Raw genomic sequence first — 18832 nt, forward strand, 5'->3', positions numbered from 1 at the left:
ATATTTCTATAATGTAATTTATAATACATAAGAAAAGCCCCTGCACGGCCGTTGTGGCATGGGCAAAACAGGGCCACAATATCTTGTAGTAAAAGAGTTTTCCACGGCAGACTTGTGAAAAAGTTGAAAATCTTTTCACAAAAAAGTTTGAAGGAAAGCGAAAAAAATGCTTGACAGAACGCCATACTATGCGATATACTGTTGAATTGCAAGCCTGTCCCCAATCTGGGACCACATCAGACCCCATACCGGGGATAAGTTTTTACGGAGGATACAACCATGAAGAGAACTTTTCAGCCCAAGAAGCGTCAGCGCAAGGAAGTTCATGGCTTTCTGACCCGCATGAGCACCAAGAACGGCCGTAAGGTCATCAATGCTCGCCGTGCAAAGGGCCGCAAGAGCCTGACTGTCTGATCCGGCCTTTTATGACGGGATCCGGCGCAGAAATGAATATGCGCACAAAAGACCGCTGATATTGGATTAGCGGTCTTATTTTTTTTTTTGAAAATTGAAAGAATTTTCGTAAAAATGCCCGCATGGGCTTTCAAAGTCGAAAAAATTTTGATATACTGGCTGAAGAATGCACTCTTCGGGGCGTGTTCTCAGCCACAGAAAGGAGGCGCGGAATCATGCGCTATCGTTCCATCCGCCGCAACAGCGAGTTTGGCAGAGTGTATGCCCGCGGCAAATCCTATGTAAACCCCGGTCTTGTGATGTATGTGCTCAAGACCCGCAGCAAAAAGACCCGCGTGGGCCTGACCGCCACCAAAAAGATCGGCCACGCCGTGCAGCGCAACCGCGCCCGCCGCGTGATGAAGGCGGCCATCGACGAGCATCTGGACTACAACATCGGCGGCTATGATCTGATCTTTGTAGCCCGCGGTATGACCCCGCGGTTGAAGAGCTGGCAGCTGAGCAGCGTTGTGGCAAAGCTGTTTGCACAGGCCGGTCTGCCGGATAAGGCCAAACGGCCGGATGCGCCGCCCCCTGCCACCGTGCCCCCGGCACACAGGGCACAGGCGGAAAAGCCGAACGCATGAACCGCCTGCAGTACATCTGCCGCCGCGCGCTGTGCGTGCCCATCCGGGCCTACCAGTATGTTTTAAGCCCGTGGATCGGCCGCAGCTGTCGTTTTACGCCCAGCTGCAGCAACTACACCATGCAGGCCATCATGACCCATGGGTGCGTAAAGGGCATCCTGCTGGGGGCATGGCGCATCGCCCGGTGCAATCCCTTCGGAAAATGGGGCTTTGACCCGGTGCCGGAGCCGGGCCGCTGGCAGAACCCTGCCCGCCGGCTGCAGCCCGCAAAGCTGTTTTCCACACGGCACAAGCAAAAGGTGGAAAAATAAATATGCTTCTTGTGACGCGGTGCACTGTGGGCAGCGTGTCCTACGATAAAAAATAACAAGTCCCGTGCCACAGACGGGGCAGAATGGACAAAGGTATGAACTTCTTTTACATCCTGAGCGGTCCTCTCGGCTATGTCATGGAGTGGATCTACAAGCTGCTCCCGAGCTACGGCTGGGACATCATCATCTTCACGCTGCTCATCAACATCGTCAAGATCCCTCTGCAGCTGAGCCAGCAGAAGAGCATGGCTAAAATGTCGGCCTTCCAGCCCATGATGATGGAGATCCAGACCAAGTACAAGGACAAGCCCGAAAAGCAGCAGGAAGAAATGCTCAAGCTGCAGCAGGACTACGGCTATAACCCCACCGCAGGCTGCGTGCCCATGCTGTTGAACTTCCTTGTCATGTTCGGCGTTATCGGTGTCGTGTACAATCCGCTGGAGCGCATCTTCCACATCAGCGCTGCGGCTCTGACCGCCGCCGGTGAGGCCCTGACCGCCTCCGGCGTCGCCTTTACCGCCATCACCCGCGATACCAACATCATCGCACAGGTGGTTGCTGGCAACGGCGGTGTGCTGGGCTGCTTCAGCGCCGAGCAGATCGCTACCATTACCGAGTTCAGCCAGCACATGAACTTCCTCGGCATCGACCTGACCCGCATCCCCAAGCTGGGCCTTTCTCTGGACATCGTGCTGCCGCTGCTGTCGGTCATCACCATGCTCCTGTCCACCCATATCAGCATGAAGGCCAGCGGCCAGCAGATGCAGGGAAGCATGAAGCTGACCATGTATATGATGCCGCTGATGTACCTGTTCTTCTGCTTCACCTATCCTCTGGCATTCTCTCTGTACTACGTCATTTCCAATATCGTGATGACCGTGCAGACTCAGGTCATGCGCAAGGTGTACGACCCCGAGAAGATGCGCAAGGAGATCGAAGCGCAGATCGCAGAAAAGAAAAAGCAGGAAAAACGCGGTGTGAAGAACACTACCGTCAAGGTCACCGATCCCAAGACCGGCAAGACCACGGAAAAGAACCTTTCCGCCAGCGAGATGAACAAGCACCGTCTGGAGTATGCCCGCCGGCTGGACGAGGAACGCTACAAGGACGAGCGCACCGTGCCGCTGAGCGAGCTGAACAAGCAGGATAAAGAATAAGAGGAGGATGAACGGTTATGATCCGTAAGCAGGAAGCGACCGGCAAAACGGTCGATGAAGCCCGCGCAAAAGCCTGCGCTCTGCTGGGCGTGCAGGCCGATGATCTGAATGTCAGCTGCGAAGTGTTGGAAATGCCCCAGAAGACTGGTTTTCTGGGCCTGAAGCTCACCCCCGCCAAGGTGTGCGTGAGCGTGGAGGAGCCGGACGCTCCGGCTGCAGCACCCGCTGAGCCTGTTGTTGAGAAAAAGACTCCCGTGCAGGAGGCTGTCAAGGCCGCTCCCGTGGCAGAGGAGCCTGCCGCTGCGGCAGAACAGCCGGAAGCAAAGGCCGAAGAGCCTGCTGCCCCCGCTGCAGAAGCTGCTGCAGAGCAGCCCGCTGCCGAGGAAGAGGAGCCGGAAGTCCCCATCGTGATCGAAGAGAACGCTAAGGTCAAGGCTGCTGTGGACTACCTGCGTGAGGTCATTGCCCTGATGGGCGTGGAGAATGTCACCTTCAGCGCTGTGCAGAAGGGCGAAGCTACCATCATCCGTCTGGACGGTGAAAAGCTGGGTGCCCTCATCGGCCGCCGCGGCGAGACCATGGAGAGCCTTTCCTATCTGGCAAGCCTTGTGGCAAACCGTCTGGAGGGCGATTACATCAAGCTGGGTCTGGATGTGGCCGGCTACCGCGATAAGCGCGAGAGCGACCTGACCGCACTGGCACAGCGCATTGGTGCCAAGGTGCGCAAGACCGGCCGCAGCTTTGCCATGGAGCCCATGAACCCCTACGAGCGCCGCATCATCCACTCTGCCATCAGCAAGATGGAGGGCGTGCGCAGCGAGAGCAAGGGCGAAGGCCGTGACCGCCGTGTGGTCATCTACTCCACCGCACCCGATGCACAGACCGAGAACACCTATGGCGAGCGCCGTCCCCGCGGCGGACGCGGCAATGGCCGTCGTCCCGGCGGCAGCCGCAATGGCGGCTATCGCGGCGGGAACCGTTCTGAGCATGGCGACCACAATGGAAGCCGTGGCGGCTACCGCGGCAGCCGCAATGGTGCACCCCGCGGCCCGCGGCCTTCCAGCGTGCCGGAGCGCACCTATGCACCCCGTGATGCAGAGAATGCAGCACCGGTAGCACCCAAGCGCACCGAGCGCGTGGACGATTTTGCCGATTTCAGCTTTGGCAAGATCGAGCTGTAATGCGGAATTACTTTTGAAATCAGGGTCTCCGGAAGATCTGCGGATTTTCCGGAGACCTTTTTTCACGCAAAAAGGATTTTACCAAAACCTGATGCCAAGGTGGTTTCGGGGCGGGCCGCTGTTGCGGTATACTGAGCACGAAAAAAGTCATTCTTCTCAAAAATTGGAGAAACTGCCTGTTTTTTGCCGAAATCTTTCTCTTAAATGGCAATTGTAAAACAATTGGTCAAGGCTTTATACTGTAGTCAAGAGCGTTCTGTTCGTGAGGAACAGACAGAATGATGAAAAGAGAGGTATTCAACTATGGCTCAGAACAAGATCTCCCGCCGCAGCTTCCTGCGTGGTGCAGGGGCATCCGCAACCATCGCAGCCGCCAGCTGCATGGCACCCTCTGCAGCCGCCTGTGACATCAAGTCCCTGTGGAGCATGGATCTGCAGATCCTTGCCACCAGCGATACCCACGGTAAATTCGATCCATGGGACTACGCCGCCAATAAGGCAGATGCTTCCGGCAGTGTGGCCCAGCAGGCGACCGCCATCAAGCAGTGCCGCACCCGGAACACGCTGGTGGTGGATGCAGGCGATACCATTCAGGCCAACTCCGCAGAGCTGTTCCTGAACGATGACCTGCATCCCATGGTCGCTGCCATGAATGCCATCGGTTATGATATCTGGACCACCGGCAACCATGAGTACAACTACGGCATGGATGTGCTGAAAAAGGTCATGGGACAGCAGAAGGCCAAGGTGCTCACCGGCAACGTTTACGCACCGGACGGCACCCCGCTGGCCGATGGCTACACCATCATCAAGAAGGGCACCGTCAAGATCGGTGTCATCGGCATGGTCACGCCCAACATCATCCGCTGGGATGCCAAGAATCTGGAGGGCTGGAAGGTCACCAACCCTGTGGACGAGAGCCGCAAGATCATTGATAAGATCAAGGATCAGGTGGATGTTCTGATCGGCGTCATGCACATGGACACCGAGAACGAGTACGGTGTGTACGGCTCCGGCGTTACCGATCTGGCCAATGCCTGCCCGGAGTTTGATGTGATCGTGGGCGGCCACGGCCACAGGAGCATCCCCAACATGATGATCAACAACGTGCTGGTGGTGGAGAACAAGAACGCCGGTGCCACCCTGTCCGAGATCCACGTCTATCTGGAGCGCCAGCTGGATGGTAAGTGGAAGGTCGTGAACCGCACCTCTGAAAACCTGCAGATCAAGGAGTACGAGCCCGATCCGGAGCTGACCGCTTTGCTGGCCTCCTACGACACCCGCGCCAAGGAAGATGCTGTTACTCCCATTGGCGAGCTGAAGGGCGGCGATCTGGCCCCCGAAAACGAGATCGACTGCCTGCCGCAGGCCATGGTGCAGGATACCGCGCTGCTGGACTTCATCAACGAAGTGCAGATGTACTACACCGGTGCGCAGGTCTCTGCTACCGCCCTGACCTCCATGACCTCCCAGATGCGCGCAGGCACCATCCGCAAGTGTGATATGGCCAGCATCTACACCTACCAGAACACCCTGTACAAGCTGCAGATGACCGGCGAGCAGCTGCGCCGCTTCATGGAGTGGTCTGCTGCCTTCTTCAAGACATGGAAGCCGGATGAAGTGACCATTGCCTTTGACCCCTCGGTGCGCTACTACCTGTACGATGCTTTTGAGGGTGTCAGCTACGAGCTGGACATCTCCAAGGAGCCGGGCCACCGCATCAAGAACCTCAAGTGGCCGAACGGCAAGGCCGTAAAGGACACCGACACCTTTGTTGTGGCAGTGAACAACTACCGCGCAACCACCCAGCTGCTGACGGCTGCGGACATCTTCCTGCCGGGCGAAGAGCTGCCCAAGCTGTTGGAGATCGATGTGCGCGGCGACGTGGGCGGCATCCGCGAGCTGCTGGGCGAGTACATCCGCACCGTGAAGGGCGGCACCATTGAGCCGCACGTGAACAACAACTGGAAGATCGTGGGCAACAACTGGAAGGCTGCCGATCACCAGAAGGCTGTGCAGCTGCTGCGCGAAGGCAAGCTGGCCCTGAATGAGAACGCCGATGCACGCACGCTGCCCGGCAAGGCCATCACCACGGCGGATATCGCCAAGTTCTAAAAAACAAATCTCTGTAAAAACGGGGGCTTTCCGGTTTGGGCCGGAAGGCCCCTTTTGAGTAATAGAAGACGCTTTTTTCAACCTTTTCCCGGGAAATGGTTGAAAAACAGTATCATTCTGTGAATTTTCGTGGTACAATAAAAAAGTATTGGTATCTTTTTTGAAAGAAAAAGGATCACAGGGATCTTGCAGAAAGAAGGCAGACAGCGTTGAACCAGATCCAAAAGCTCCTGTGTTATAGCGGGCTGGAAGTGCAGGATTACAGGGACTGTCAGCCGGAGATCGAGGAAGAGAACCGCAGAAAGATGCATGTGTACCTGAACATGGCGTGCGGCCTGTTGTTTGCAATCACCTGCCTGTCGGGAGGGATCGGTGTTCTGCGAGAGCACAGCCTGCTCTATTGCATCGCCCTTGTGGTGTGCGCGGGCCTGCGTGTTGTGGATCTGATGTTCCCGGATCAAAACGGCCTGCTTCTGCGGTGGCTGATGTATGCCTTTGCAGCTATGTTGTATGCGCTGGGCATTGCGGAAGCGGTGCACGCGCCGGAAGAGCTTTCTGTCACCTTCATTGCATTTTTGCTGGCGGTGCCACTGCTGTTCATGATGCCGCCCATCCAGCACATTGCCAATGTGCTTCTGTTTGACGGCATCTTTATCGGGATGGTGGTCGTGTTTGAAAGCGGCCGCACCGTAACGGTGGATATCGTCAATGCGGTGTTTTTTGGGGTGATCTCCTGCATTATTTCCACATTTACCATGATCACCATGTACCAGAACGCACTCTCCCGCAAAAGGATGCGCGAAATCGCCAGTTTTGATATCCTTACTGGCATGAAGAACCGCAATGCTTACGAACGGGAGCGGGAGGACTGGGCTTCCCGCTGCTCGGTGTCGCTGAGTTGCATCTATATGGATGTGAACGGCCTGCATGACCTGAACAACAGCGAAGGCCACGACAAAGGTGACCGGATGCTGCAGGTGGTGGCGCTGGAAATACGGGAAATGTTTGGCAAAAACAACTGCTACCGCATTGGCGGCGATGAATTTTTAGCCTATGTGACGGACCGGCAGGATCCGGCTGTGCGCAAATGTGTAAAGGATTTTGTCTCCATCGTGGGCAGCGCGGGTTACTCGGTGGCCGTGGGTGTTGCCACCGAGAGTGCGGGCGGCATCGATGTCGGTGCGCTGTGCCGCAAGGCAGAAAAGCGGATGTATCTTGATAAGGAAGAGCATTACCGCGTCCTGCGAGAGCAGCAGGGACGCTGAAAGGAAAACCATGCAGGAAACGACCATTGCAGCCATTGCAACAGCGCCGGGCGCAGGCGGTATTGCCGTCGTGCGGCTCTCCGGTGCGGAGAGCTATCCCATAGCAGCCCGGGTGTTCCGCCCGGCCAACGCCGCAAAAAAGGTGGAGGATGCCAAAGGCTACACCGCCATGTACGGCACATTCCGGGAAGGGGACGAAGCCTTTGATGAGGGGGTGGCCCTGTTTTTCCGCGCGCCCCACAGCTATACCGGCGAGGACGTGGTGGAGCTTTCCTGCCATGGCGGCAGCGCCGTGGCCCGCCGTCTGGTGGAAGCCTGTCTTGCTGCCGGTGCTCAGCCTGCCGCGCGCGGCGAGTACACCCGCCGCGCGTTCCTGAACGGTAAGCTGGGTCTGACGCAGGCCGAAGCGGTGATGGATCTGATCTCGGCGGATGGCCGTCAGGGTGCGGCGCTGGCCAATGCCGCGCTGGGCGGTGCGCTGGCAAAGAAGATCAGTGCCCAGAAGGAAGCGCTTACCGCCATTCAGGCTCACCTTGCCGCATGGGTGGATTTTCCCGAAGAAGATGTGCCGGAGCTGGACGGTGACCATCTGCACCGCGTACTGAGTGGGGTAAAGGCAGAGCTGGACGAGTTGATCCATAATTATCAGGCAGATACCGTCCTGCGCGAAGGTGTGGACTGCGCCATTGTGGGCAGACCAAATGCGGGCAAATCCACACTGCTCAACCTGCTGGCCGGGTTCGACAGGGCCATCGTCACGCCGGTGGCTGGCACCACCCGTGATGTGGTGGAGCAGGCGGTACAGCTGGGGGATATCCAGCTGAATCTGTTCGATACCGCCGGTCTGCGCGAGACCGAAGATGCCATTGAAGCCGAGGGCATCCGCCGCAGCTGGAAAAAGCTGGAGGAGGCAGGCCTGATCCTGGCTGTGTTCGATGGCTCTGAGCCGCCCACGCGGGAAGATCTGGAGCTTGCACAGCGTTGCACAGGCCGTCCAGCCATTGCACTTATCAACAAAGAGGATAAACCAACGCAATTTGACGCAGAGTTCATAGCGCCCTGCTTTGCCATGGTGCTGCCGGTGTGCTGTCAGGAGGAGGAGAGCCGCAAGGTGATCTCCGCTGCGGTGGCCCGCCTGCTGGGTACCAGCCAAATCGACCCCCATGCCGCCAGTCTGTCCGGCCAGCGTCAGCTTTGCGCCGCACTGCGTGCGCGGGACGCTGTGGCCGGTGCACTGGATGCTGCCGCAGACGGCTTTGGGCTGGATGCCGTTTCCGTCTGTGTGGACGACGCACTGGCCGCCCTGTGCGACCTGACCGGTGAGAACGCCTCGGAAGCTGTGATCGAACAGGTGTTTGAACGCTTCTGCGTGGGAAAATAAGAGGAAAACCAAGGAAAAGTATATGAACCACTTAGGAGATTATGACGTTATCGTCGTCGGTGCCGGTCATGCCGGCATCGAGGCAGCTCACGCCGCCGCAACGCTGGGCGCGAGAACGGCCGTATTTACCATGAGTCTGGATGCCATTGGCAACATGCCCTGCAACCCCAGCATTGGTGGAACGGCAAAAGGCACGCTGGTACGTGAATTGGATGCGCTTGGCGGCGTGATGGGCCTTGCTGCAGATGCCACCTATCTGCAGAGCCGGATGCTCAACAAGGGCAAAGGTCCGGCGGTGCACGCCCTGCGTGTGCAGACCGACCGCAAGCGCTACCATGAATATATGAAGCATGCATTGGAACTCACGCCCGGCCTTGCCATCCATCAGGCTGAGGTTGTGAGCATCGAGACCGAGAACGGCCGTGTGAAGGGCGTTGTGACCCAGCTGAACGGGGAATACAGCGCCAAATGCGTGGTCATTGCCACCGGCACGAACCTTGGCGGCAAAATTTTTGTGGGTGATGCATGGTACGCCTCCGGCCCGGACGGGATGCACGCCGCTAACGCCCTGACCGACAGCCTGAAGGCTGCCGGGCTGCCGCTGCGCCGGTTCAAGACCGGTACCCCTGCCCGGGTGCACCGCCGCAGCATCGATTTTTCCAAGCTGGAATGCCAGCCCGGCGACCCGGACAATGAGCTGCAGCCCTTCAGCTTTATGACCGATGCACCCATGCACAACAAGGTGGAGTGCTGGATCGCCTATACCAATCCCGAGACCCACAGGATCATTCTGGATAACATCCAGCGCAGCCCGCTCTACGGCGGCATGATCGAGGGTGTTGGCCCGCGCTACTGCCCCTCCATTGAGGATAAGGTGGTGCGTTTTGCGGGCAAGGACAGGCATCCCATCTTTGTGGAACCCTGCGGCGAGAACACCGAAGAGATGTATCTGCAGGGTGCCTCCAGCAGCCTGCCGGAGGATGTGCAGAATGCCTTTTACCGCAGTATCAAAGGGTTTGAGAACATCGAGATCATGCGCCCGGCCTACGCCATCGAGTACGACTGCGTGGACCCCACCAGTCTGGAAGCCACACTGGAAAGCAAGGTGGTGCGGGGCCTGTACGGCGCGGGACAGTTCAATGGCACCTCCGGTTACGAGGAAGCCGCCGCGCAGGGCCTGCTGGCAGGTTTGAACGCCGCCCGCAATGCGCTGGGCAAAGAGCAGCTCATCCTGCCGCGCCACACCAGCTATCTGGGCACACTGGTGGATGATCTGGTTACCAAAGGGGTTATGGACCCCTACCGCATGATGACTAGCCGCAGCGAGTACCGCCTGACCCTGCGTCAGGACAACGCTGACCAGCGGCTGACCCCCATCGGCAGGGAATACGGCCTTGTGCAGGATGACCGCTGGGCCAAGTACCAGCACACCCAGAGCATTCTGGAAGCGGAGCGCCGCCGCCTGCACGAGACGCATCTGCGCACCGCAGACCTGCGCGCCGCCATGGAAGCCACAGGCCTTGTCCCGGCTGCTGAGGGCGGCATTGCGGAAGAGCTGCTGCGCCGCCCGGAGATCAGCTATCCGCTGCTGGCGGGTATGATCGGCTGGGGCGAGCAAATCACCCCCATGCTGGCCGAACGGCTGGAGACCGAGATCAAGTATGCGGGCTACATTGCCCGGCAGGATCGGATGATCCGGGACGTGGCCCGGCACGAAAAGACCCTGATCCCAGATGATTTTGAATATTCCGACCTGACCGGCCTGACACTGGAAGCCCGCGAAAAGCTGGCCCGCATCCGGCCGAAGAACCTCGGTCAGGCGGGGCGCATCCCGGGCGTATCGCCCTCCGACGTGGCGCAGCTGAGCATTGCACTGGCAGCGAGAGGAAAATAAAATGGAAGAACTGAAGCTTTACGAGGGCCGTCCTGCCGACTGCACCGGGCGGCTGGAAAAAGAGATCCGTACCTATGACCTGCTGGACAAGCTGGGCATCCAATTCTGGCGCACCGACCACGGTTGGATGAAGGCCGACACCATGGAGGACTGCCATGTGATCGATGCCTGCCTGAATACCACCGTGTGCAAGAACCTGTTCCTGTGCAACCGGCAGAAGACGAACTTCTATCTGCTCATGATGCCCGGGGACAAGCCCTTCAAAACCAAAGAACTTTCCCATCAGCTGGGCATTGCCCGCCTGAGCTTTGCCTCGCCCGAGGATATGGAGCAGTATCTGGACTGCACGCCCGGCTCCTCCTCCATTATGGGCCTTGCCAATGATGCTGAAAATAAGGTGCAGCTGCTGATGGATGAGGACATAAAGGCAGGGGAGTATCTCGGCTGCCACCCCTGCATTAACACCTCCTCGCTCAAGCTGCGAACGGCAGATGTGCTGGAAACTTTCCTGCCTGCCGTGCACCACGAGCCGATCTTCGTTCACTTGACCGGCGAATAACAGAAAGGAAAACCTGCGTATGATCGATAAACCGCGCCTTGAAGCAAAATGTTCCACATGGAACATCACTCTCACCGGCACCCAGCTGGACCAGCTGGATGCCTTTGCCGAAATTCTGGTGGACTACAACCAGAAGGTCAACCTGACCGCTATCACCGACCCCGAGGGGATCGAGGATAAGCACTTCCTCGACAGCCTGCTGTTTGCCAGCCAGCCGGAAGTGGCGGGCCGCATGGTGGATGTGGGCGCAGGCGCAGGCTTCCCGGGCATCGTGACCAAAATCTACAAGCCGGAACTGGAGCTGACCCTGATGGAACCCACCGGCAAGCGGGTGGAGTTTTTGAAGTACGCCTGTGCCCAGCTGGGCTTGACCGGCGTGGAGTTTGCAAAGGAGCGCGCTGAGGAAGCTGCCCGCAAGGCGTGGCGTGAACAGTTTGATCTGGCATCTGCCCGTGCAGTGGCCGTGCTGCCCATGCTGGCCGAATACTGTCTGCCGCTGGTAAAGGTGGGCGGCAATTTCCTCGCCATGAAAGGCTCTTCCGGTGAAGAAGAACTGGCCGCAGCGCGCGGTGCCATCAAAAAGCTGGGCGGCGAGTACAAAGAGACCCGCACTCTGCACCTTCCGGGTGGCGACACCCGTACACTGATCCTGTGCAAAAAGATTTCGCAGACTCCGACAGCCTACCCCAGAAACGGCGGAAAAATTGCGAAAAGCCCGTTGAAATAACGAAATATCGATAGAATTTTGTAAAACCCTGCCGAACGAAACTTCTGGCAGGGCTTTTATTTGTGTGATACACTGTGCCTGAAAGCCTGAGTTTTCCACGCTTTCCCGGGAAAATGTGAAAAACAAAACCCATCCACCACGCGAAAGGAGCCGTGTACCCATGTTTGAACGCAAAAAGCAGGCGGGCAAAATTTATTTCCTGCCCATCGATCAGATCAGGCCGTCGCCGTTTCAAGCACGGCGGGAGTTCAGCGAGCAGGAGCTGGCTGCGCTGGCCCAGAGCATCCGAGAAAATGGTCTGCTGCAGCCCATCTCGGTGCGAAAAGTGTCGGATGGCGGCTACGAGCTGGTAGCCGGGGAACGGCGGCTCCGTGCCTGCCGCCTTGCTAAAATGAACACCATCCCTGCCATCCTCTGTGATTACGACGATGAGCGCACCGCCGCGCTGGGCCTGCTGGAAAACATCCAGCGGGCCGACCTGAACCCCTTTGAGCAGGCGCAGGGCTTAAAGGATGTGATGGTGCTGTGGGACTGCACGCAGGCCGAAGCCGCCAAGCGACTGGGCATGGCGCAGCCCACCCTTGCCAACAAGCTGCGGCTTTTGCAGCTGAACGCTGACCAGCGGCAGTTCGTGCTGGACAACAGCCTCACCGAGCGACATGCCCGGGCGGTGCTGCGGCTGCCGGAGAACCGCCGCAGTGAAGCCTTGATCAACATTGCCAAGCGCCGCATGAACGCCCGGCAGACCGACCTTTACATTGAACAGCTGCTCAACACCCCTGCAAAAGGCAGGCACCGCATCTCGATGGTCAAGGATGTGCGTATTTTTGTGAACACCATCGACCATGCCATCCGTCTGATGACCGATAATGGTGTGCCCGCCACTGCCCACCGGGAGGAGAAGGACGGGTATATCGAATATACGGTGCGCATCCCAACCACCGCCGCCGAACGGTAAAATTGTTCCATGTGGAACAGAAAACTCCCGTGCAGAGCGTAGTCGCGTGTTTAAAGTTTCATGCCTTTTGCTAAAGCATTGCCGCCGGGTACGTTCTCTTTTGCGTGCCAAAAGAGAACCAGAAAAGCACTCGCTACTTTCGAGGCGCGGGAGGCACGAACTAGGGGCTGCTCGCCCCTAGTAACCCCAAAGCAGTTGGGCTCCATACAAAAAATCGAAGTCGCTTCGCTAAAGGATTTTTTGTGTTCCGCCGATTGGAAGCCCCTCAGTCGCTGCGCGACAGCTCCCCCAAGTGGGAGCAAGCGCACCCGCAAGCGTTACGGTTTATCCGGCAGCTTTCCCGCCATGTCAAGGGCCCCATCCCAGAGGGGGCTGTCTGCGCAGCAGACGGGGGAGTTTTCTCCCCAAAGTGTCCGCTTTTCCGTTTTCCCACCTCTAAAAGTTAAAAATCCAGCGGAAAAACGCTTCAGATGGTTCAAAAACCGATTTGGATGTGCTATACTAGGTGTTAAGGTGCCTGTATGGACGGGAAACCGGCGGGCATGACTGCGAATGTTCCACATGGAACAATTGAATTTTCCCGGAAGGAAGAATTGTGCGTGGCAAAAATTGTAGCAATTGCGAACCAGAAGGGCGGCGTTGGCAAAACCACCACCGCCGTCAACCTGTCGTCCTGCGTTGCGGCGCTGGGCAAGCGGGTGCTCATCGTAGACCTTGATCCGCAGGGCAATACCACCACCGGCTACGGCATCCCGAAGCGCAGCGTGGAAAAGGGAACCTACGAGATCCTGATCGGTGAGGCGCGGGCATCCGAGGCCATCCGTAAGACCGAGTACCGCACCGATGTCATCGGCTCCAACACCCGTCTGGCTGGTGCCAGTCTGGAAATGATCGACCTGCCCGCTCGTGAGAGCCGCCTGCGCAAGGCGCTGGCCGAGGTGCAGAAGGACTATGACTTCATCTTTATCGATTGTCCGCCCAGTCTGGACCTGCTCACCCTGAACGGCCTGAGTGCCTGCGACAGCGTTCTCATTCCGGTGCAGTGCGAGTATTACGCGCTGGAGGGTCTTTCGGAGCTGATCAGCACCTTAAAGACCATTCGCAAAAAGTACAACCCGTATCTGGATATCGAGGGCGTGGTGTTCACCATGTTCTCACTGCGGTATAATCTGACCGTGCAGGTGGTGGAGCAGGTGCAGAAGTATTTCGGCTCCAAGGTGTACAAGACCACCATCCCGCGCTCCATCCGTATTTCGGAGGCACCCAGCTACGGCCAGCCCATCAATTTCTATGAACCCAAGGGCAAGGGCAGCGAAGCGTACATGGATCTGGCAATCGAATTTGTCAAGAACAACCGCCCGCACGAGCCCAAGAAGGCCCGCAGCAAAAGTGCACCCGTCGCAGAGCAGACGAAAAACGCTCTGGAAGATTAAACCTCAGGGGGAACATGAATGGCAAGAGGAAAAGGAGGACTTGGCCGCGGGCTGGACAGTCTGTTTGAAGATGCCGCCCCGGTTTTTGAGTCCGGTGCAAAGGTAGACACCTTGCCCCTGCGTGAGATCGAACCGGACCCGGAACAGCCGCGCAAGACCTTTGACGAACAGGCGCTGGGCGAGCTGGCGGCCAGCATTGCAGAGCATGGTCTGCTGCAGCCCATCGCGGTGCGTCCGCGCCCGCGCGGCGGCTACAGCATCGTGGCGGGTGAGCGCCGCTGGCGTGCCTGCCGCATGGCAGGGCTGAACGATGTGCCGGTGGTCATTAAGGAAGTCAGCGACGAGCAGGCCATGGAGCTGGCTCTGGTGGAAAACCTGCAGCGCGAGGATCTGGACCCGGTGGAAGAAGCAACCGGCATCCGGGAGCTGATGACCCGCTGCGGCCTGACGCAGGAGCAGGCGGCACAGAAGTTGGGCAAGAGCCGCAGCGCACTGGCCAACAGCCTGCGCCTGCTGAACCTGCCGGAAAACGTGCTGGAACTGCTGAAAAGCGGCTTTATCAACATCGGCCACGCAAAGGTGATCCTGAGCCTGCCCACGCCGGAGCTGCAGGAGCAGGCGGCGCAGATCATTGCAGACAACCAGCTGAACGTGCGTCAGGCCGAGGCGCTGTGCAAAAAGCTGGCAAAGCCCGCAAAGGAGCCCAGAGAACCCAAGCCGCGGGGCACTCTGCCGGTGGAGGTGGAAGAAAGCCTCAAGCAGGTGCTGGGCAGCGAGGTGAACGTGGCCTACCACGACGGCAAGGGCAGGCTGACCGTGCATTTCTATTCAGACGAGCAGCTGCGGGCCTTTGCCAACCTGCTGGGACAGTACCAGAACGAAGAATAAAGCGATCCAAGGCGGGCGACCGTCTTTGAACGGCACAGGGGAGGGGATCTTCTGTGCGAACCGAAATAGAGCAAGGAGAGTCAATCATGCTTGATATCAAATTTGTCCGTGAAAACCCGGACGCTGTCAAGGAAAACATCAAGAAGAAGTTTCAGGATGCAAAGCTCCCGCTGGTGGACGAGGTCATCGAGAAGGATGCCAAGTACCGCGCATGCCTGAAGGAAGTGGAAGCCCTCAAGGCTGCCCGCAACAAGCTGAGCAAGGCCAACGGCCCCCTGTTCGGCCAGCTGAAGAAGTGCACCGATGAGGCACAGAAGGCCGAACTGCAGGCTCAGATCGATGCCAACAATGCCGCCGTCAAGGCCGATGCCGACAAGATGGCTGAGCTGGAAAAGGAAGAAGAGACCCTGTCCGCACGCATTCAGGAGATCATGTACACCATTCCGCAGATGATCGATCCCAGCGTGCCCATCGGCCCGGATGATACCTACAACGTGGAAGCACAGCGCTTTGGTGAGCCTGTGGTGCCCGATTTCCCCATTCCGTACCACACCGAGATCATGGAGAGCTTCGACGGCATCGATATGGACGCTGCAGGCCGCGTGGCCGGCAACGGTTTCTACTATCTGCTGGGCAACATCGCCCGCCTGCACGAGGCTGTGCTGGCCTATGCCCGCGACTTTATGATCAACAAGGGCTTCACCTATGTGATCCCTCCCTTCATGATGCACGGCAACGTGGTGCAGGGTGTCATGTCCTTCCCGGAAATGGATGCCATGATGTATAAGATCGAGGGTGAGGACCTGTACCTGATCGGTACCAGCGAGCACACCATGATCGGCCGCTTCATCGACCAGACTCTGGACGAGGCCACTCTGCCCCTGACCCTGACCTCCTACAGCCCCTGCTTCCGCAAGGAAAAGGGCGCTCACGGCATCGAGGAGCGCGGCATTTACCGCATCCATCAGTTCGAGAAGCAGGAAATGATCGTGGTCTGCCGCCCCGACGAGAGCGCTGACTGGTACGAGAAGCTGTGGAAGAATTCTGTGGAGCTGTTCCGCAGCATGGAGATCCCGGTGCGTCAGCTGAACTGCTGCTCCGGCGACCTGGCCGACCTGAAGGTGAAGAGCTGCGATATCGAAGCATGGAGCCCCCGCCAGCAGAAGTACTTCGAGGTCTGCTCCTGCTCCAACCTGGGCGATGCACAGGCACGCCGCCTGCACATCCGCGTGAAGGGCAAGGACGGCAAGACCTATCTGGCCCACACCCTGAACAACACCTGCGTGGCACCTCCGCGTATGCTGATCGCCTTCCTGGAGAACCATCTGCAGGCCGACGGCACCGTGACCATCCCCGAAGTGCTGCAGCCGTATATGGGCGGCCTGAAGGTCATGGTTCCCACCCATAAGAAGGGTTGAAGAATTGACCGGCTTTTCCACAAGGCTCGGATAAATGGTTGAAAAATCCCGCTTTCTATTCAATGGAAAGCGGGATTTTTGCGTATCTTCGTTTGTATTTTGGACGACACGAAAAAATATGATTTTTTTAAAAATATGTGTTGACAAAAGGGGTATCTGTGGGTATAATAATAGAGCACTGTTCGAGTGCACAAACAATATGTGGCGGTATAGCTCAGTTGGCTAGAGCATTCGGTTCATACCCGAAGTGTCACCGGTTCAAATCCAGTTACCGCTACCACTTTTACAGAGTTTCGCTAAGGTTAGGGGGACGGTCGTCTGCAGTAGTGGACGATGGAAGTCGGAGGTTTTAGCGAAGCTCTGTATTTCTAAGGCCCGTTGGTCAAGCGGTTAAGACACGGCCCTTTCACGGCTGTAACATGGGTTCGATTCCCGTACGGGTCATGAATAAAATCCCTGATCTTAGGATCAGGGATTTTTTCATGCAACCCGTACGAGGAATCGAAGGAACACGGCCGCCCGCAGGCGGCAAAAAAGAGCCCAGTGGGCTCTTTTTTAGTGTTCGGGTCCCATCCTGTAGGAATGTCTACCGTGGTAGCTGCCGCTGCATTCGCTCGGGGGATTTTTAATTTGACCCGTACGGGAATCGAACAGGGCGGCGGTGCGCAGCACCGCAACCAAAGCCCCAGTGGGGCTTTGGTTAGCCCGCGGGTCCCAACGGCCAGGAATGTCTACCGTGGTTGCTGCCGTTTTGACCCGTACGAGGAATCGAAGGAACACGGCCGCCCGCAGGCGGCAAAAAAGAGCCCAGTGGGCTCTTTTTTAGTGCCCCGGGTTGCGGCTCCCAGCATCCGCGCGTGCCTTGGGCGGCACTTGCGTCTTGCTGGCCGCTGCCCCAACAACTCCTCCCTGCATCGGCCACTGGCCGCGGTCGTCGTTGTTGCAGGTCCCGTCCTGTAGGAATGTCTAATGTGGTTGCTACCGCTGCATTGCGCAAGGGCGTTTTTAATTTGACCCGCACGGGAATTGCAGCTGAGCTGACCGCCGCCAGCGAGCAAAGACTTCCCCCGGTCGGGGGAAGATGTCGCATAGCGACAAAAAGGGGAGTACAGGGAAGCGAAGCTGGGGCCGTGGTCAGCGGGATGCGAACGCCGCTCCAAGGCGTGAAGCATACGCTGGGAACCACAACCCGGGACAGGGCGGCGGTGCGCCTTCGTCTTGAATACTACATACCAGATCACGGATAAAAGACCCGGCAGAGGAACACGTTCAAGTGCTCTTCTGCCGGGTCTTTCTACATTTTTTTCGCAGATTTTCGACCTGAAATAGTAACAAAATTATGTCATTGAGACATCAATCCTCTATTTTTAACCGCGAAAATTGACTTGCATGCCAAAAAATCCGGGATGTTCTGGCACTTTCCATATAAATTCATGACAAAGTTTGGTAGAAATAATATCTTGTATACAGGCTGCACTTACGTTACAATACAGATGATATATCAATTGTACGAGCAGAAGGGAGGAAATGGAGTCCATAAGGGCGGTTTTCAATCACGAGTACGGGCTGGTGGCGGATGCAGCGTGCAGTTTTTGCATCATCTGTTCCCATCGCCTGATGCTTAGAACGGGAGGATGTCAATGGAAGTCTTTTTGCAAGCACTGGTAAACGGGATCCTGCTGGGCGGTTTCTACTCCCTGATGGGAATGGGCCAGAACATCATTTTCGGTGTTATGAACATCGTCAACTTCTGCCACGGCGAAATGTTGATGGTGGGCATGTACATCACCTATGTTCTGTATACCTACTTTGGGGTGGACCCCTATGTAGCCCTTCCCATCGTTGCAGTGCTCATGTTCGGTCTGGGTGCGCTGATCCAGTCCACTCTGATCACCCCTTCGCTCAAGACCAAGAGCTTTACGAACCTGCTGTTCCTCACCGTCGGTCTGGGCCTGCTGCTCACCAACGGCGCTCTGGTCATCTTTGGTTCCACCTATTATAAGATCATTACCCCTTATTCCCAGACCTACATTCCGCTGGGTCCGGTCACGATCGCGCTGCCGCGTCTGGTCAGCTTCCTGATCCTGATCGTGGTCGCGATTGCGCTGTTTGCCTTCCTCAAGTATTCCACCACCGGCAAGCAGATCCGCGCCGTATCCCAGAACCCCATTGGTGCTGAGGTCGTGGGCATCAACGTCAAGAAAATTTACATCCTGACCTATGGTCTGGGCGTGGCTCTGGCCGGTATCGCCGGCTCTCTGCTGACCCAGTTCTACACCATCTATCCCACCGCAGGCGCAAGCTTCGGCTTCCGCGCACTGATCGTCGTGGTCGTGGGCGGTCTGGGCTCCATCCCCGGCGCATTCTTCGCCGGTATTTTCCTGGGCCTGCTGGAGCAGATGAGCGCATTGTTCATCAGCCCGTCCTACAGTGATATGATCGTGTTCGTCACCTTCATCATCATTCTGGTCGTGCGTCAGGTCATGATTCTGAGGAGGCGATAAG

16 protein-coding genes and 2 tRNA genes are annotated in these 18832 nt (G+C 57.5%); all 18 read left to right on the top strand.

Annotated features, from left to right (window positions below):
* Window positions 1–279: 279 nt before the first annotated feature.
* The 18 genes from rpmH (at window position 280) to DWV57_RS11020 (ending at window position 18831) form a co-directional block, all read left to right on the top strand.
* Window positions 280–414, top strand: coding sequence for a 50S ribosomal protein L34 (gene rpmH, locus DWV57_RS10935; RefSeq protein ID WP_005924258.1), 135 nt, complete (start codon window positions 280–282; stop codon window positions 412–414).
* 215 nt (window positions 415–629) lie between these two features.
* Complete coding sequence (gene rnpA / locus DWV57_RS10940; RefSeq protein ID WP_120020809.1) at window positions 630–1040, top strand: ribonuclease P protein component; 411 nt, start codon at window positions 630–632, stop codon at window positions 1038–1040.
* Window positions 1037–1351, top strand: coding sequence for a membrane protein insertion efficiency factor YidD (gene yidD, locus DWV57_RS10945; protein WP_118529193.1), 315 nt, complete (start codon window positions 1037–1039; stop codon window positions 1349–1351). The genes rnpA and yidD overlap by 4 nt, the downstream gene beginning before the upstream one ends.
* Before the next feature lie 95 nt (window positions 1352–1446).
* On the top strand, window positions 1447–2508 hold the full coding sequence (locus DWV57_RS10950) for a YidC/Oxa1 family membrane protein insertase (protein WP_243112351.1): 1062 nt from the start codon (window positions 1447–1449) through the stop codon (window positions 2506–2508).
* Between the two features lie 17 nt (window positions 2509–2525).
* Window positions 2526–3689 carry an RNA-binding cell elongation regulator Jag/EloR gene (gene jag, locus DWV57_RS10955; protein ID WP_120020811.1) on the top strand — a complete coding sequence of 388 codons (1164 nt, stop codon included), beginning with the start codon at window positions 2526–2528 and terminating at the stop codon, window positions 3687–3689.
* Between the two features lie 303 nt (window positions 3690–3992).
* Window positions 3993–5804: a 5'-nucleotidase C-terminal domain-containing protein gene (locus DWV57_RS10960; protein WP_243112352.1), complete on the top strand. Its 1812-nt coding sequence runs from the start codon at window positions 3993–3995 to the stop codon at window positions 5802–5804.
* Between the two features lie 209 nt (window positions 5805–6013).
* The gene (locus tag DWV57_RS10965; protein ID WP_097776781.1) at window positions 6014–7069 is read left to right on the top strand and encodes a GGDEF domain-containing protein; all 1056 of its coding nucleotides are present in this window, start codon (window positions 6014–6016) and stop codon (window positions 7067–7069) included.
* A gap of 10 nt (window positions 7070–7079) precedes the next feature.
* Window positions 7080–8450 (top strand): tRNA uridine-5-carboxymethylaminomethyl(34) synthesis GTPase MnmE, encoded by a 1371-nt coding sequence (gene mnmE, locus DWV57_RS10970; RefSeq protein WP_118529197.1) that lies wholly within the window; start codon window positions 7080–7082, stop codon window positions 8448–8450.
* A gap of 22 nt (window positions 8451–8472) precedes the next feature.
* Window positions 8473–10344 carry a tRNA uridine-5-carboxymethylaminomethyl(34) synthesis enzyme MnmG gene (gene mnmG, locus DWV57_RS10975; protein ID WP_120020813.1) on the top strand — a complete coding sequence of 624 codons (1872 nt, stop codon included), beginning with the start codon at window positions 8473–8475 and terminating at the stop codon, window positions 10342–10344.
* Window position 10345: 1 nt separating this feature from the next.
* Entirely contained in the window at window positions 10346–10903 is a 558-nt protein-coding gene (locus tag DWV57_RS10980; protein ID WP_347562396.1) for a prolyl-tRNA synthetase associated domain-containing protein, read from the top strand.
* A 19-nt stretch (window positions 10904–10922) separates the two neighbouring features.
* Window positions 10923–11630 (top strand): 16S rRNA (guanine(527)-N(7))-methyltransferase RsmG, encoded by a 708-nt coding sequence (rsmG, locus tag DWV57_RS10985; protein ID WP_120020814.1) that lies wholly within the window; start codon window positions 10923–10925, stop codon window positions 11628–11630.
* Window positions 11631–11790: 160 nt separating this feature from the next.
* The gene (locus DWV57_RS10990; RefSeq protein ID WP_097774092.1) at window positions 11791–12588 is read left to right on the top strand and encodes a ParB/RepB/Spo0J family partition protein; all 798 of its coding nucleotides are present in this window, start codon (window positions 11791–11793) and stop codon (window positions 12586–12588) included.
* 599 nt (window positions 12589–13187) lie between these two features.
* Entirely contained in the window at window positions 13188–14021 is an 834-nt protein-coding gene (locus tag DWV57_RS10995; protein ID WP_097774091.1) for a ParA family protein, read from the top strand.
* Between the two features lie 18 nt (window positions 14022–14039).
* Window positions 14040–14909: a ParB/RepB/Spo0J family partition protein gene (locus DWV57_RS11000; RefSeq protein WP_118529200.1), complete on the top strand. Its 870-nt coding sequence runs from the start codon at window positions 14040–14042 to the stop codon at window positions 14907–14909.
* Between the two features lie 86 nt (window positions 14910–14995).
* Window positions 14996–16327, top strand: a complete 1332-nt coding sequence (gene serS / locus DWV57_RS11005) for a serine--tRNA ligase (RefSeq protein ID WP_005937144.1) — start codon at window positions 14996–14998, stop codon at window positions 16325–16327.
* A gap of 203 nt (window positions 16328–16530) precedes the next feature.
* A tRNA-Met gene (locus DWV57_RS11010) sits at window positions 16531–16607 on the top strand.
* Between the two features lie 92 nt (window positions 16608–16699).
* Window positions 16700–16771 (top strand) — tRNA-Glu (locus DWV57_RS11015).
* A 1196-nt stretch (window positions 16772–17967) separates the two neighbouring features.
* On the top strand, window positions 17968–18831 hold the full coding sequence (locus DWV57_RS11020) for a branched-chain amino acid ABC transporter permease (RefSeq protein WP_005937151.1): 864 nt from the start codon (window positions 17968–17970) through the stop codon (window positions 18829–18831).
* The last annotated feature ends 1 nt before the right edge of the window (window position 18832 follow it).

Source organism: Faecalibacterium sp. AF10-46, from assembly GCF_003604105.1.
In the GTDB taxonomy this organism is placed as follows: Bacteria; Bacillota; Clostridia; order Oscillospirales; family Ruminococcaceae; genus Faecalibacterium; species Faecalibacterium taiwanense.